Source organism: Cellulomonas sp. JH27-2, assembly GCF_014837175.1.
Classification (GTDB): Bacteria; Actinomycetota; Actinomycetes; order Actinomycetales; family Cellulomonadaceae; genus Cellulomonas.
In genome coordinates this window covers 468,398-480,806 of record NZ_JACYFR010000001.1, presented here as the reverse complement: position 1 = coordinate 480,806, position 12,409 = coordinate 468,398, and the positions used below count along the sequence as shown (strand labels likewise).

Genomic DNA, 12,409 nt, shown 5'->3' with positions numbered 1-12,409 from the left:
GCGGCGCTCATTCGCCGATCGGCTCCGGTCGTGCAAATTCAGTAGTCCTCCACCGGCCGGATCTCGACCACGGGGTGGGCGCGGAGCAGCACCTGCGCAGCGTCGGCGAGTGCGTCGGCGTCCTCGCACGTGACCAGGAAGAAGCCCGACAGCTGCTCGGTCGTCTCGGCGAAGGGACCCTCCAGGACGAGCGGTTCCGCTCCGCTCCGTCGCCGCAGCGTCCGCGCCCGGCTGCTGTGAGTCAGTGCTGCGCCTCCGACGACCGCGCCTCCGGATGCCACCAGCCGCTGCGCGAACTCGGCGTCGGTGTCGAACGTCGCCTGGTGGTCCGCCTCGGTGCCCGCAGCCCACTCCTCCTCGTCGTCGGCGGGGAACATCACGGCGTAGCGCTGCATGGTGGCTCCTCTCGTCTGGTCGAGCTGACACCAGGGGTGACGGATGGGCGGGGCGCAGATCGACGCCCGGTCGCAGCCGACCGACCGTGCGCGTAGCGTCGAAGCGTGCCCGCCATCGTGCCCGTCGTGCCCGCCGCCGGCCAGGAGTCCGTGTGGGACTACCCGCGCCCGCCGCGCGTCGAGCCGTGCCACGACCTGATCACGATCGAGCTCGGTGGCGTGATGGTCGCTCGGACCACCGCCTCGTGGCGGGTCCTGGAGACGAGCCACCCGCCGACGTACTACCTGCCGCGCGACGCCTTCGCACCCGGTGTGCTGCGTCCCGCGCAGGGCTCGTCGTGGTGCGAGTGGAAGGGGCAGGCGGCGTACTTCGACGTCGTCACGCCCGAGGAGGTCGCGCTGCGCGCCGCGTGGACCTACCCGCGTCCCGACGCCGGTTACGAGGTCCTCCTCGACGCAGTCGCGGTGATGCCCGGCGCGATGGACCGCTGCACCGTCGGCGGCGAGCTGGTCACCCCGCAGGAGGGCGGCTTCTACGGCGGCTGGATCACGTCGGCCGTCGTCGGCCCGTTCAAGGGCGGCCCGGGCACCCAGGGCTGGTGACCTGAAACCGCTGGACGTCGCCCGCGATACTTGGACCCGTGAACGACCTGCGCACCGCACTCGTCGCAGGCTTCCAGTGGCGTTCTGACCCACCGGTCTGGCCGGCGCGACGTCAGTACTACGCCGACTACACCGCATGGTGGCGCGATGCGGAGATCCTGGCGGGGATCGGGCCCGCGCTCGCCGGTCTGTTCCGCGACGTGGAGCCGACTTGATCGTCGGCACCGAGTCCCACGGGTTCCTCCTCGGCCCGCTCGTCGCCACCTTCCTGGGCATCGGGTTCGCACCGGTGCGCAAGCAGCCGGAGCGGACGTCGGACGACGAGGTCTGGCTCGTGCGTCGGACGCCGCCCGACTACCGCGACCGGCACCTCGACCTCGCGGTTCGCAGTTCGGTACTGCGCCCCGGAGACCGTGCGCTCTTCGTCGACGAATGGGCGGCGACGTGCGGTCAGGCCCTGGCCTGCCGGCAGCTCGTCGAGGACGCGCGGGCCACCTGGCTCGGCGCGGCCGTCGTCGTCGACGCCGCGGAGAGCTCAGCCGACCGGCGAGCGCTCAACCTGCGCGGCCTGCTCCACGTGCGCGAGCTCAGGAGCCGATGACGAAGGGCCCGCGACTCGCATTGCTGCAGGTCACGGGCCCTTCGGTGCGCGGAGGATGGGGGATTCGAACCCCCGAGGGCTTTCACCCAACACGCTTTCCAAGCGTGCGCCATAGGCCACTAGGCGAATCCTCCTCGCTCGTCCCGGGCGCCATCACGAGGATCGGCTGCACGGTCGGAAGCGGGTCAAGCGTACCGGACGCTGAAGGCTGCTCCCGACGGTGCTGCCTCGTCCCGGCGTCAGGCGCGCACAGGCCACGGCGTCCAGCCGCGCGGTGCTCCGGCGAGCGCGGCGCGGACGCGGTCGGCGTCGGGGGTGGAGAGGCGTGTGCTGCCGCTCCTCGATCCGACGTGCGTGCGGCGGCCGGTCACGTGCAGCTCGTCCGGAAGGGTGAGGCTCGTGGTCAGCCATCGGTCGCGCACGGTCTCCGACAACCCGCCTGCGGCGATGGCGAGCACCGAGTCCTCCAGGTCGTCGAGCAGGCGCTCCACGTCGTCGTCGCACGCGTCGCAACCGCACACGGGCTGCCCGAGCGTCGCCGTCGCGCCGGCCCGCAGACGGATGCCCGGGAACGGTGTCCACGCGATCGTCAGCGGGGCGGCGTCCGACGTCACCGGAACCAGACGCGCGGCCCGCACCGCCTCGAAGGGATTGCCGTCGAACCCGTCGAGGGGCGGGTCGTCGTCGACCGTGACGTCGTAGGTCGCAACGAGGTGCGCGAGCAGCGCGTCGGCGACGACGTGCAGCGGCGCGAAGCGCTCCGGGTGGGAGATGCGGGAGTACGTCTCCTCGGGCGTCGGGTCGGGCCAGCCGCTGCCGTAGGGCTGCCCGTCGTCGTCGCGCAGGAGCGGCTCGATCGTGATCGGGGGGCGGGTGTACGGCGGCATCGTCGCAGGTTAGGTCCGCACGGACGGGGGGACGAGGCAATTCGGCGCGCGCCCCGAGCAGTGCCCCTCGAGACTGGGCCGATGGGCGGCAAGAGGGTCATCGTGCACGGGACGGTCCAGGGGGTCGGGTTCCGGTGGGCGACGCGCCGCGAGGCTCGTCGCCTCGGCGTCACCGGCTGGGTGCGCAACGTCGACGACGGGAGCGTGGAGGCGGTCGTCGGGGGCGAGGGCGCGGACGCGATGCTCGCGTGGTTGCGGCACGGGCCACCGGGGTCGCAGGTCACGTCGATCGACGTGCAGGACTCCGACGACGCGGGCGGGCCGTTCGAGATCCGCTGACGATCAGGGCCCGACGACGAGCTCGTCCGCCGCCCGCAACGGTGCGAGCATCGCGGCAGCCTGTGGGTCCGTGGGCGGTTCGCCCTCGGCGCGCTCGTAGTAAGCAGCGAGGAAGTTGCGCAGCGGTTCGGTGGGCAGGTGCCACGCGTCGTCGTCGGCGACCACCGACGCGCGGACCGACAGAGCCAGCAGCTGCATGCCGGGAACACGCGAGAGCCCGGGGGCGAGCGCCGGCTGGACGTAGGGGACGGGCAGCGCGCGGGCGCCGCGGCGCAGGTAGAAGCGGGCGCGGGCGGCGGGGTCGCCGTGGTCGTCGGCCGCCGACGTGTGCACGTCCGGGTCCTCGATCTCCGCGAGCACGACGAGCGGGTCGAACGTGTCGCGCCAGCGGCGCAGCGCCTCGTCGTACAGCTCGCCACCCACCCCGCCGCCGCGCGTGCCAGGCGCGACCGCGAGGTAGGACAGCAGCATCACCTGCTCCGACCGCGTCCCGACCGCTACCGCGACCGGCACCCCGGCGTCCGACGACGACACCAGCGCGACCGTGCGCCCCGCGACGAGGTCCGCGCACATCGCCTCGACGTCCTCGAGCTCGTCGGGCGGGAAGGAGGGGGCCAGCACGGCGGCGTGCAGCGCGCGCAGCTCGTCGAGGGACGTGACCTCGGCGGCGGGCATGGCTTCGACTATGGGGGTGAGCAGGGTTGGTCGCAACGCGGCGACGACCTGGACACCGGGCGCGCCCGCACGGTAGACCGCTCGCATGGCGTCGACCTCGCAGCACATCCGACGCGTCGAGTGCGGCGAGCCCGTGGCGGGGCGTGCGTGGTTCGCCGACATCCCCGCTGTCGCGCAGGTGCTGGCGGGCGGCTGGGACCTGGCGCCGATCACCGTGCTGGTCGGCGACAACGGGGCCGGGAAGTCGACTCTGGTCGAGGCGATCGCCGTCGCGTTCGGCCTAGGCGCCGAAGGCGGGTCGACGGGTGCGCGCAACGTGACCCGCCGGACCGAGTCGGACCTGTCCGAGCACCTCCGGCTCGTCCGCGGGGTCGGCGCCACCCGCTTCGGGTTCTTCCTGCGCGCCGAGACGATGCACTCGTTCTACACCTACCTCGAGGAGAACCCGGGCGGTCGGCCCGAGCCGCGCTTCCACGAGATGTCGCACGGCGAGTCGTTCCTGTCCCTCGTCGGGAGCCGGATGTTCAAGCCGGGCCTCTACGTGCTCGACGAGCCCGAGTCCGCGCTCTCGTTCGACAACAGCCTGGCCCTCGTCGCGCACCTGTCCGACCTCGCGGCGAACGGCTCGCAGGTGCTGCTCTCCACGCACTCACCCGTCCTGGCAGCGATCCCCGGCGCCGCCATCTGGGAGATCGGCGAGTGGGGCATGCGCGAGTGCGCGTGGGAGGACCTGGACCTGGTGCGGCGCTGGCGCGGGTTCCTCGAGGAGCCGGGGCGCACGCTGCGCCACCTGCTCTAGGAGCCGGCGTCGAGCGTGCCGGCGTCGCCGTCGAACGGCCGCAGGGCCGCCGGCGCGGGGAACGGCAGGACGTATGACGGCGTCGCGGCACCGACGTCGCCGAAGTCGTCGACCTTCACGACGACGCGCTCGGGCGTGACCTCGACGATGCGCACACGCTCGCGCGAACCGTCCGGCCGGTCGAGCTGCCACAGGTCCGCCAACCACCCGAGCCCGCGCTCCTCGAGCGCGTCCTCCGCGTCGATCCAGTTCACGACGCCGGTCACCTCGCGGCCCATGAGGTCGAGTGCCACGAACCCGTCGTCCTGCGGGCGGATCCAGCCCAGGCGCTCGCGGTCGCCGGGGCGGACGTGCTCGATCCAGTCGTCGTCGGGCATGGGGCCACCGTACGGCTCAGACGCGGCGATGCACGACGAGCGGAAGCACCGCGGTCGCGCCCGCGCGGCGCAGCACGGCCGCGGTCACGGTGACGGGCCACAGCGAGGCCGTCGCGTCGACGACGAGCAGCACGGCCCGACCGCGCACGGCGTCCGGCTCGGGCACGCTGACCGCGTCACGCCACGCCGCGGCCTCGCTCGCGGAGGTGAGATCGCGCGACGAGCGGGCGGTCCGGACGGCCTCGTCGTCGATCGCCAGCTCCGCGGTGGCCATCCGCCCGATCTGCGCGATGCGATCGGTCAAACCGTCGATCAGCACCGGGAACCCCGCGGCGGGCAGCCCGACGACGACCGCGGGCCGCTCGCCCCACTCCCGCCCCCACCCGCGCAGCAGCCCGACGAGCGCGTCGACGAGCTCGTCGGGCGGTGGCGCGTCCCGCCCGAAGAGCGTGGCGACCAGCTCGCGCCACTCGGGCGCGTCGGCGTGGATCAGCGCTCGTCCGGGCGCGGCGAGCTCGCTCGGTGCGATCCGGCCCGAGGCTCCGAATGCCCCGCCCGGCCACATCTTGCGCGGCTCGACGGGGTGCGCCTGGGTGCGCAGCAGGCCGGCGACGGCCCGGGTCGTCTCGATCGACGGCTGCTCGGGCAGCCCGTCGGGCAGCGCCTGGGTGCACACGCTGCACCGCCCGCACGGCTGTGCGCTGGGGTCGTCGAGCGACTCCTGGAGCAGCTGCATGAGGCACCGCCGCCCGCTCGCGTAGTCGCGCATGATGTCGGCCTCGCGCTGCCGCACTGCCAGCACGCCCGCGTAGTGCGCCTCGTCGTACTCCCACGCCTTGCCGGTGGCCGACCACCCGCCCTCGCTGCGCTCGACCACCCCGTCCACGGCGAGCTGCTTGAGCATGAGCTCCACGCGCGTGCGCCGCAGCCCCGACTCCGCCTCGAGCGCGGGCACGCTGACCGGTGTCGTCGGCAGGACGTCCAGCAGCCGCCGCATGGCCCGCGGCTCGGGGATCGAGGCCGTTGCGAAGTAGTCCCACACACCCGCGTCGGCCGCCGACGTCAGCAGCACGACGACGGCATGGTCGATGCCGCGGCCGGCGCGGCCGACCTGCTGGTAGTAGGAGACGGGCGACGGCGGAGCGCCGACGTGGACGCAGAAGCCCAGGTCGGGCTTGTCGTAGCCCATCCCGAGCGCGGACGTCGCGATCAGCGCCTTGAGCTCGTTGCGGCGCAGCGCCTCCTCGAGCCGCTCGCGCTCGGCCCCGTCGAGCTGACCGGTGTACGCGGCGACGGGCAGCGCGTCCCCGTGCTGCGAGCGCACGGCCTCGGTCAGCCGCTCGGCGTCGGCGACCGTCAGCGTGTAGACGATGCCGGAACCGGGAAGGTGGGGGAGCTGCTCGGCCACCCACGCGTAGCGCTGCAGGGGCGTGAGCGAGTCGATGACGGCGAGCTCCAGACTGCTGCGGGCCAGCGGTCCGCGCAGCACCAGGGTGTGCGAGCCGAGCTGGGCGGCGACGTCCTCGGTCACCCGGGCGTTGGCGGTCGCGGTCGTGGCCAGCACGGGCGTGTCCGGGTTCAGCGCGCGGACGGTGTCCGCCACGCGCCGGTAGTCGGGGCGGAAGTCGTGCCCCCAGTCGGAGACCGCGTGCGCCTCGTCGATCACGAGCATCCCCAGGTGCCCGGTCAGCGCGTCGAGCACGCGCCGCCCGAAGCCGGGGTTGGCCAGCCGCTCGGGCGAGACGAGCACCACGTCGACCGTGCCTGCGCGCAGCTCGTCCTCGATCGCCGCCCACTCGCCGACGTTCGACGAGTTGAGCGTGGCGGCCCGCAGCCCGGCGCGCGCCGCGGCCGCCACCTGGTCCCGCATGAGGGAGAGCAGCGGTGAGACGACGAGCGTCGGCCCCGCGCCCTCCGAGCGCCGGATCGCGGTCGCGGTCCAGTACACGGCCGACTTGCCCCACCCGGTCGCCTGCACCACCAGGACGCGAGCGCCGGGCTCGAGCAGCCCCGTGACGGCCGCGAGCTGGTCCTCCCGCAGCCGGGCGCCCGGACCGGCGAGCGCCTCGATGACCGTCGTCGCCGTCGCCTGCCGGGACGCGTCGAGAGGGCGGGCTGCCGGCGTCGTGCTCGTCATGTCGCCACCGTAGGCGCCGCCGCCGACAGACGACCGCTTGACGCAGTGGACAGACCTGTCTACTGTCGCGCTAGACAGAACGGTCTACTCAATCCACGGAGGACGCCATGACCCGCCGCTCGCCGACCACCACGCTGGCGCTCCTCGTCTCGCTCGTCGTCACGTTCCTCGCGTCGTCGGCCGCACCCACCCCGCTCTACGCGACCTACGGCGCCGAGTGGGGCTTCGGCTCGCTCGGGACCACGGTCGCGTTCGGGGTCTACGCGATCGCCGTGCTCGTCGCGCTCCTGGTACTCGGACGCCTCTCGGACCACCTGGGCCGGCGCCCCGTGCTGCTCGCCGGGATCGCGCTGCAGGTCGTCTCGCTCGTCGTGCTGACCACCGCGCCGGGCTACGCGGCCCTGCTCACGGGACGGGTGCTGCAGGGCGTCGCGACGGGTGCCGCGGTCGGTGCCGTCGGAGCCATGATGCTCGACGTCGACCGGGTGCGGGGCGCGATCGCCAACGGGTCCGCGCCGGGAGCTGGGACCGCCGTCGGTGCGCTGCTCTCAGGCGTCGTCGTGCAGTTCGCGCCCGCGCCCACCCACACGATCTACCTCCTGATCATCGCGCTGCTGCTGGTCCAGGCCGTCGCCGTCGCCCGGCTCGCCGAGACCGCGCCGCGCCTGCCCGGCGCCGCCGCTCGCGCCCGCGCCAGCCTGGTGCCGGAGATCCGGCTGCCCCGCGCCGTGCGCCCGCTGATGCTGACCGCGGCACCGGTCGTCTTCGCCGTGTGGGCGCTCGCGGGCCTGTACGGCTCGCTCGGCCCCGCGCTCGTCCGCGCGCTGGGCGGCCACGGGGTCGTGCTCGGCGGCCTCGCGCTGACGACGCTCGCCGGGGTCGCGGCCGCCGCCGGGGTAGCGCTGCGCGACCTGAGCCCGCGGGCCCTCATGCTCGTCGGGATCGGCTCGCTGGTGCTCGGCGTCGCCGGCGTCCTCGTCGCGGTCGACCTCGGCTCGCTCGCCGGGTTCTACGCCGGGTCGTTCGTCGCGGGCATCGGGTTCGGGACCGGGTTCCAGGGTGCGGTGCGCAGCGTGGGCGGGGCGGCGCAGCCGCACGAGCGCGCCGGCGTGCTGTCGGCCGTGTACGTGGTCGCGTACCTCGGCATGGGGGTGCCGGCGGTCGTCGCTGGGTCGCTCGTGGGTCGCGTCGGGGACGTGACCGCGGTGGTCCGCGACTACGGCGCGGTCGTGGTCCTGCTCGCGCTGGCCGCACTCGCCGGGGTCGCCCGGCGGCCGGCCGCCGCGCCGGTGCCCGCATGCCCGCAGGTCGAGGCGGTCCGGCCGTGAGCGCGTCTAGGCTGGACGCAGGGATCCACCAGGAGGTGCGAGCGATGCCGACGACGGAGCGGACGTCCGCGCGCGAGCGGCTGCTCGCCGCCGCGAACGAGCTCTTCTACGCCGAGGGTGTGCACGCGGTGGGCATCGACCGCGTCATCGAGAAGGCCGGTGTCGCCAAGGCCTCGCTCTACAACACGTTCGGCAGCAAGGACGCCCTGGTCGGCGAGTACCTGCGCGGTCGGCAGGACGCCAACCGGGCCCGGATCACCGCCGCCGTCGAGCACGCCGACGAGCCTCGCGCCCGGCTGCTCGCCGTCTTCGAGGCCCAGAGCGTCCAGCTCGCGACGCCCGGCTACCGCGGGTGCGCGTTCGTGGCGGCGAGCGCCGAGGCCGAGCCCGGCGGGACCGTGGAGCACGTGTCCGACGAGTACCGGGCCTGGTTGCGTGGGCTGCTGACCGACCTGGCCCGGGGCGCGGGTGCCCCCGACCCCGACGCGCTGGCCCGGCAGCTCTACCTGCTGTACGACGGCGCGGGGATCGCCGTCCGGATGGACCGCGATCCCGCCGTGGCGGCGACCGTGCGCCAGACCGCCGAGCTGCTGGTGGACGCCGCGCTTCGGTCGATGGTCTGACGTCGTCGCGGGATGCGGTCGCATCCGGCGCCCCTGACACTGAGGCATGAGCACCGCTTCTTCCCGGCAGCCCGTCGTCCTGCTCGACGTGGACGGCACTCTGGTCGACTCGAACTACCTGCACGTCGACGCGTGGGTGCGTGCGTTCCGCGACGTCGGGCTCGCGGTGTACGGGTGGCGCGTCCACCGCGCGATCGGGATGGGTTCGACGCAGCTCGTCGACTCCCTGGCGGGCGCCGACGCCGATCGCGTGCGCGACGCCGTCAACGATGCGCACTCGTCGCACTACGCCGACGCCGCCGATCAGCTGCGCGCGTTCGACGGTGCTCGCGAGCTGGTCCGTGCGCTGTCCGCACGCGGCGCCCGGCCGGTGCTGGCCACCTCCGCGTCGCCCGACGAGCTGGAGCGCCTGCGCGACGTCCTCGACGTCGAGGCCGAGCTGCACGCCGTGACGAGCGCCCAGGACGTCGAGGCGGCCAAGCCCGAGCCTGACCTGGTCCAGGTCGCGCTGGAGGCCGCGGGCGTGGAGCCGTCCGGTGCGGTCTTCGTCGGCGACACCGTCTGGGACGTCGAGGCCGCCAAGAAGGCCGGCGTGCCGTGCGTCGCGGTGCTCAGCGGCGGCATCGGCGCCGACGAGCTGCGCGCGGCCGGCGCCGTCGCGATCTACGACGACGTTGCGGCGCTGCTGGCCGACCTGGACGCGAGCCCGCTCGGCGGCGACGTCACGAGCTGAAGCGCGCCACCTGGCGGATCTTGTTCGTCGCATCGAGCGCGGCGACCTTGTACGCCTCGGACAGGGTGGGGTAGTTGAGGACGGTGTCGACGAGGTAGTCGACGGTGCCGCCGCACGCCATGATCGCCTGCCCGATGTGCACCAGGTCCGTGGCCTGCGTCCCGAAGATGTGCACGCCCAGCAGCTCGCGGGTGTCGGTGTTCACCAGCAGCTTGAGCATCCCGTAGGAGTCGCCGACGATCTGCCCGCGGGCCAGCTCCCGGTAGCGCGCGATGCCCACCTCGTAGGGGATGGACGACGATGTCAGCTCGTCCTCGGTGCGGCCGCAGTAGCTGATCTCGGGGATCGTGTAGATGCCGATGGGCTGCACGGACGCGAGCTCGCGGGCCGGCTCGTCGAACGCGTGGTACGCCGCCAGGCGCCCCTGGTCCATGCTGGTCGCGGCCAGCGCGGGGAAGCCGATGACGTCGCCGACGGCGAAGACGTGCGGGACCGACGTGCGGTACTCGCCGTCGACGTCGATGCGCCCCCGCTTGTCCGCCGACAGCCCGGCCGCCTCCAGGTCGAGCGAGGCCGTCTGCCCCTGCCGCCCCGCCGAGTACATGACGGTGTCCGCGGCGATCTTCTTGCCCGACGCGAGCCGCGTCACGGTGCCGTGCGTGTTGGAGTCGACGCCGGCCACCTCCTCGCCCAGCCGGAAGGACACCGACAGGTCGCGCAGGTGGAACTTGAGCGACTCGACGACCTCGGGGTCGCACATCTCGAGCATCGTCGGCCGCTTGTCGATGACCGTCACGCGCGTGCCCAGGGCCGCGAACATCGATGCGTACTCGATCCCGATGATCCCGGCGCCGACCACGACCATCGAGTTGGGCACGCGCTCCAGCGCCAGCACCCCGTCGGAGTCCACGACCGTCCGCTCGTCGAACTGGACCGTGTCCGGGCGGTGCGGCTTGCTGCCGGTCGCGATCACGACGAACCGCGCGGTGACCTGCGTGCGTCGCACGCCGTCCTCGTCGAGAACCCCGATCGTGTGCGCGTCCACGAAGGACCCGGTCCCGGTCAGGATGTCGACGTGGTTGCGCAGCAGCTGGGCGCGGATCACCTCGATCTCGCGGCCGATGACGTGCTGCGTGCGCGCGAAGAGGTCTTCGACGGTGATGTCGCTCTTGACCCGGTAGCTGGCGCCGTACATGTCGCGCTGCGCCATCCCCGTCAGGTACATGACGGCCTCGCGCAACGTCTTGCTGGGGATGGTGCCGGTGTTCACCGAGACCCCGCCCATCATGTGGCGCCGTTCGACGACGGCCACGCGGTGACCCAGCTTCGCCGCCGCGATCGCCGCCTTCTGCCCACCGGGGCCGGAGCCGATCACGACGAGGTCGTAGTCGTAGCGGACGTCCTGCTCGGGCTGGTCGGCCTGCTCGGTCGCGTCGATCGCCGGGGTGCCATCAGTCATGCAGGCAGTCTGCCCACCCGCGGTCGTCGCCGACAGTGGAGAGGGCGAACCAGTCCGCGGATCAGCCGTGAAAACCGATCCCGACGCGGTGCATCGCCCGCTCGAGATCCTGATGCGCGTCGAGCGCTTCGAGCCGCGCGTCGTGGAGCGCGTCCCGGCGATCGAGGGCCCGCGCCTCGTCGCCGCTCGCCACCGCATCGACGAGGTCCGCCAGGACACCCGTCGCGTGATCGACCGCGGCCGCCGTCGCGCCGGCAGGGCCGTGCAGGCCGTGCGCCCGGACGTCGGCGGCGAGCTCCCCGATCGTCGCGTCGTCCCGCTCGATCCCGACCAGCGCGTCGCGGTGCGTCGCCGCCCACGCCTGGTCGTCGCTCACCGTCGTGGGTGCGGCGGACAGGTGCGCCACGAACGCCCAGCCCGCGACCCCGACGGCCGCGACGACACCGGCGACGCGCATCCAGCGGCGACGGGGAGAGGCGACGGTCGACCGCACGGTGGAAGGAGCGTCGAGGAGCGCGCTCCCGGTGTCCGCGCCGTCCATCTCGCCCCTTCGTCGTCGCCCTGCCTCGGACCGTACCGCCCGGCGAGGCATCCGTGCGGGTGTGGGTCGGGTGGGCCGTGCGCTGGGTTAGGATCTTCGGCAGACCCCTCGTGCGGCGTCATCTCGCTGAACCCCCCCAGGGCCGGAAGGCAGCAAGGGCAGGTGAGCTCTGGCGGGTGTGCGGGGGGTCCTTGCATGCCCGGGTTCGGAATGTGCTCGCCTGCGGCTCGCCCAGGCGCCACGCTGTGGCCGTGCACGCGCTCACCCTAGGCCTGGTCGCGGGCCTCGCCGTCGCGATGCCCCTCGGTCCCGTCGGGGTGCTTCTGCTGCGCGAGGCGCTCGTCGCGGGCCGACGACGAGCCGTCGCAGCCGCCCTCGGTGTCGCGACGGTCGACGCCGCGTACGCGGTGCTCGCGGTGCTCGTCGGCACCCGTCTGTCCGCGGTGGTCGAGTCGCACGCGAACCTGCTGGAGGTCGTCAGCGGGCTGGTCCTGGCGACCGTGGGCATCGTCGGGCTCGTGCAGTGGTGGCGGTCGCGCGGGACGCCCGTGACGGCCGACGAGAGCGTGCTGCGCTCGTCGCGGACCTACCTCCGCTTCGTCGGGCTCACCGCCGTCAACCCCCTCACGCTGCTGGTGTTCGCGACCGTCGCGACGGGTGCCGTCGCGGGCCTGGCTGACGGTCGGCCCGGCACGGGCGCCGCTGCGGCGTTCGTCGTCGGCGTCGCGGTCGCGTCGGCGGCGTGGCAGCTCCTGCTGGTGCTCGCGGGCGGGATCGTGGGCGCGCGGCTCGATGAGCGGTTGCGGTCCTGGGTGTCGCCGATCGGCTCGTTGCTCGTGATCGGCCTGGCGACGTGGGTGCTGGTGGGGTGAACCCGTCCACAGCGGCGTCGTCGTGTGTCGGTGGGGGCGT

At 73.6% G+C, this 12,409-nt stretch carries 16 protein-coding genes, 1 tRNA gene and 1 other RNA gene; 10 read left to right on the top strand and 8 right to left on the bottom strand.

Annotation, left to right across the window (positions count from 1 at the left end; all coding sequences use genetic code 11):
• Positions 1–38: 38 nt before the first annotated feature.
• Positions 39–395, bottom strand: coding sequence for a YciI family protein (locus IC607_RS02265; protein ID WP_191785356.1), 357 nt, complete (start codon positions 393–395; stop codon positions 39–41).
• Positions 396–500: 105 nt separating this feature from the next.
• On the opposite strand from IC607_RS02265, the gene IC607_RS02260 reads away from it, so the two are divergent.
• Genes IC607_RS02260 through IC607_RS02255 form a run of 3 tightly spaced genes read left to right on the top strand, consistent with a single transcriptional unit; the run spans position 501 to position 1,599 of the window.
• Positions 501–998 (top strand): DUF427 domain-containing protein, encoded by a 498-nt coding sequence (locus IC607_RS02260; protein WP_191785355.1) that lies wholly within the window; start codon positions 501–503, stop codon positions 996–998.
• Positions 999–1,036: 38 nt separating this feature from the next.
• Complete coding sequence (locus IC607_RS17245; protein ID WP_225224293.1) at positions 1,037–1,213, top strand: hypothetical protein; 177 nt, start codon at positions 1,037–1,039, stop codon at positions 1,211–1,213.
• On the top strand, positions 1,210–1,599 hold the full coding sequence (locus IC607_RS02255; RefSeq protein ID WP_225224292.1) for an adenine phosphoribosyltransferase: 390 nt from the start codon (positions 1,210–1,212) through the stop codon (positions 1,597–1,599). The genes IC607_RS17245 and IC607_RS02255 overlap by 4 nt, the downstream gene beginning before the upstream one ends.
• Before the next feature lie 49 nt (positions 1,600–1,648).
• Here IC607_RS02255 and IC607_RS02250 read toward each other — a convergent pair.
• Both IC607_RS02250 and IC607_RS02245 read right to left on the bottom strand, forming a co-directional pair.
• Positions 1,649–1,733, bottom strand: a tRNA-Ser gene (locus tag IC607_RS02250).
• A gap of 105 nt (positions 1,734–1,838) precedes the next feature.
• The gene (locus IC607_RS02245; protein WP_191785354.1) at positions 1,839–2,486 is read right to left on the bottom strand and encodes a DUF6226 family protein; all 648 of its coding nucleotides are present in this window, start codon (positions 2,484–2,486) and stop codon (positions 1,839–1,841) included.
• An 81-nt stretch (positions 2,487–2,567) separates the two neighbouring features.
• Between IC607_RS02245 and IC607_RS02240 the strand changes: the two genes are divergently transcribed.
• Positions 2,568–2,825, top strand: a complete 258-nt coding sequence (locus tag IC607_RS02240) for an acylphosphatase (protein WP_191785353.1) — start codon at positions 2,568–2,570, stop codon at positions 2,823–2,825.
• A gap of 3 nt (positions 2,826–2,828) precedes the next feature.
• Here the strand turns inward: IC607_RS02240 and IC607_RS02235 are convergent, their stop codons facing one another.
• Positions 2,829–3,500 (bottom strand): N-acetyltransferase, encoded by a 672-nt coding sequence (locus IC607_RS02235; RefSeq protein ID WP_191785352.1) that lies wholly within the window; start codon positions 3,498–3,500, stop codon positions 2,829–2,831.
• A gap of 85 nt (positions 3,501–3,585) precedes the next feature.
• On the opposite strand from IC607_RS02235, the gene IC607_RS02230 reads away from it, so the two are divergent.
• Positions 3,586–4,299 carry an AAA family ATPase gene (locus IC607_RS02230; RefSeq protein ID WP_191785351.1) on the top strand — a complete coding sequence of 238 codons (714 nt, stop codon included), beginning with the start codon at positions 3,586–3,588 and terminating at the stop codon, positions 4,297–4,299.
• On the opposite strand, the gene IC607_RS02225 is transcribed toward IC607_RS02230, so the two are convergent.
• Together IC607_RS02225 and IC607_RS02220 are read right to left on the bottom strand one after the other, a co-directional pair.
• Entirely contained in the window at positions 4,296–4,676 is a 381-nt protein-coding gene (locus IC607_RS02225) for a hypothetical protein (protein WP_191785350.1), read from the bottom strand. The two genes, IC607_RS02230 and IC607_RS02225, sit on opposite strands and share 4 nt — an antisense overlap.
• Before the next feature lie 16 nt (positions 4,677–4,692).
• On the bottom strand, positions 4,693–6,813 hold the full coding sequence (locus tag IC607_RS02220) for an ATP-dependent DNA helicase RecQ (protein ID WP_191785349.1): 2,121 nt from the start codon (positions 6,811–6,813) through the stop codon (positions 4,693–4,695).
• Positions 6,814–6,920: 107 nt separating this feature from the next.
• Here IC607_RS02220 and IC607_RS02215 point away from each other — a divergent pair, with 107 nt between their 5' ends.
• From IC607_RS02215 to IC607_RS02205, 3 genes are read left to right on the top strand one after another with little or no spacing between them, the layout of a single operon-like run.
• A complete protein-coding gene (locus IC607_RS02215; RefSeq protein ID WP_191785348.1) occupies positions 6,921–8,141 on the top strand; it encodes an MFS transporter in 1,221 nt (406 codons plus the stop codon).
• 44 nt (positions 8,142–8,185) lie between these two features.
• Positions 8,186–8,764 carry a TetR/AcrR family transcriptional regulator gene (locus IC607_RS02210; protein ID WP_191785347.1) on the top strand — a complete coding sequence of 193 codons (579 nt, stop codon included), beginning with the start codon at positions 8,186–8,188 and terminating at the stop codon, positions 8,762–8,764.
• 46 nt (positions 8,765–8,810) lie between these two features.
• Positions 8,811–9,497 carry an HAD family hydrolase gene (locus tag IC607_RS02205; RefSeq protein ID WP_191785346.1) on the top strand — a complete coding sequence of 229 codons (687 nt, stop codon included), beginning with the start codon at positions 8,811–8,813 and terminating at the stop codon, positions 9,495–9,497.
• Here IC607_RS02205 and sthA read toward each other — a convergent pair.
• Both sthA and IC607_RS02195 read right to left on the bottom strand, forming a co-directional pair.
• Positions 9,487–10,956, bottom strand: coding sequence for a Si-specific NAD(P)(+) transhydrogenase (gene sthA, locus IC607_RS02200; protein WP_191785345.1), 1,470 nt, complete (start codon positions 10,954–10,956; stop codon positions 9,487–9,489). The genes IC607_RS02205 and sthA overlap by 11 nt on opposite strands.
• Positions 10,957–11,017: 61 nt before the next feature.
• Positions 11,018–11,497, bottom strand: coding sequence for a hypothetical protein (locus IC607_RS02195; protein WP_191785344.1), 480 nt, complete (start codon positions 11,495–11,497; stop codon positions 11,018–11,020).
• 99 nt (positions 11,498–11,596) lie between these two features.
• Between IC607_RS02195 and ffs the strand changes: the two genes are divergently transcribed.
• Together ffs and IC607_RS02185 are read left to right on the top strand one after the other, a co-directional pair.
• Positions 11,597–11,693, top strand: an RNA gene (ffs, locus tag IC607_RS02190) — signal recognition particle sRNA small type.
• A gap of 55 nt (positions 11,694–11,748) precedes the next feature.
• Positions 11,749–12,369, top strand: coding sequence for a LysE family transporter (locus tag IC607_RS02185; protein WP_191785343.1), 621 nt, complete (start codon positions 11,749–11,751; stop codon positions 12,367–12,369).
• Positions 12,370–12,409: the final 40 nt, after the last annotated feature.

Coding starts and splice junctions, on each gene's coding strand:
- IC607_RS02265 (WP_191785356.1), bottom strand. CDS start 395: ATGCAGCGCTACGCCGTGATGTTCCCCGCCGACGACGAGGAGGAGTGG.
- IC607_RS02245 (WP_191785354.1), bottom strand. CDS start 2,486: ATGCCGCCGTACACCCGCCCCCCGATCACGATCGAGCCGCTCCTGCGC.
- IC607_RS02240 (WP_191785353.1), top strand. CDS start 2,568: ATGGGCGGCAAGAGGGTCATCGTGCACGGGACGGTCCAGGGGGTCGGG.
- IC607_RS02235 (WP_191785352.1), bottom strand. CDS start 3,500: ATGCCCGCCGCCGAGGTCACGTCCCTCGACGAGCTGCGCGCGCTGCAC.
- IC607_RS02230 (WP_191785351.1), top strand. CDS start 3,586: ATGGCGTCGACCTCGCAGCACATCCGACGCGTCGAGTGCGGCGAGCCC.
- IC607_RS02225 (WP_191785350.1), bottom strand. CDS start 4,676: ATGCCCGACGACGACTGGATCGAGCACGTCCGCCCCGGCGACCGCGAG.
- IC607_RS02220 (WP_191785349.1), bottom strand. CDS start 6,813: ATGACGAGCACGACGCCGGCAGCCCGCCCTCTCGACGCGTCCCGGCAG.
- IC607_RS02215 (WP_191785348.1), top strand. CDS start 6,921: ATGACCCGCCGCTCGCCGACCACCACGCTGGCGCTCCTCGTCTCGCTC.
- IC607_RS02210 (WP_191785347.1), top strand. CDS start 8,186: ATGCCGACGACGGAGCGGACGTCCGCGCGCGAGCGGCTGCTCGCCGCC.
- IC607_RS02205 (WP_191785346.1), top strand. CDS start 8,811: ATGAGCACCGCTTCTTCCCGGCAGCCCGTCGTCCTGCTCGACGTGGAC.
- sthA (WP_191785345.1), bottom strand. CDS start 10,956: ATGACTGATGGCACCCCGGCGATCGACGCGACCGAGCAGGCCGACCAG.
- IC607_RS02195 (WP_191785344.1), bottom strand. CDS start 11,497: ATGGACGGCGCGGACACCGGGAGCGCGCTCCTCGACGCTCCTTCCACC.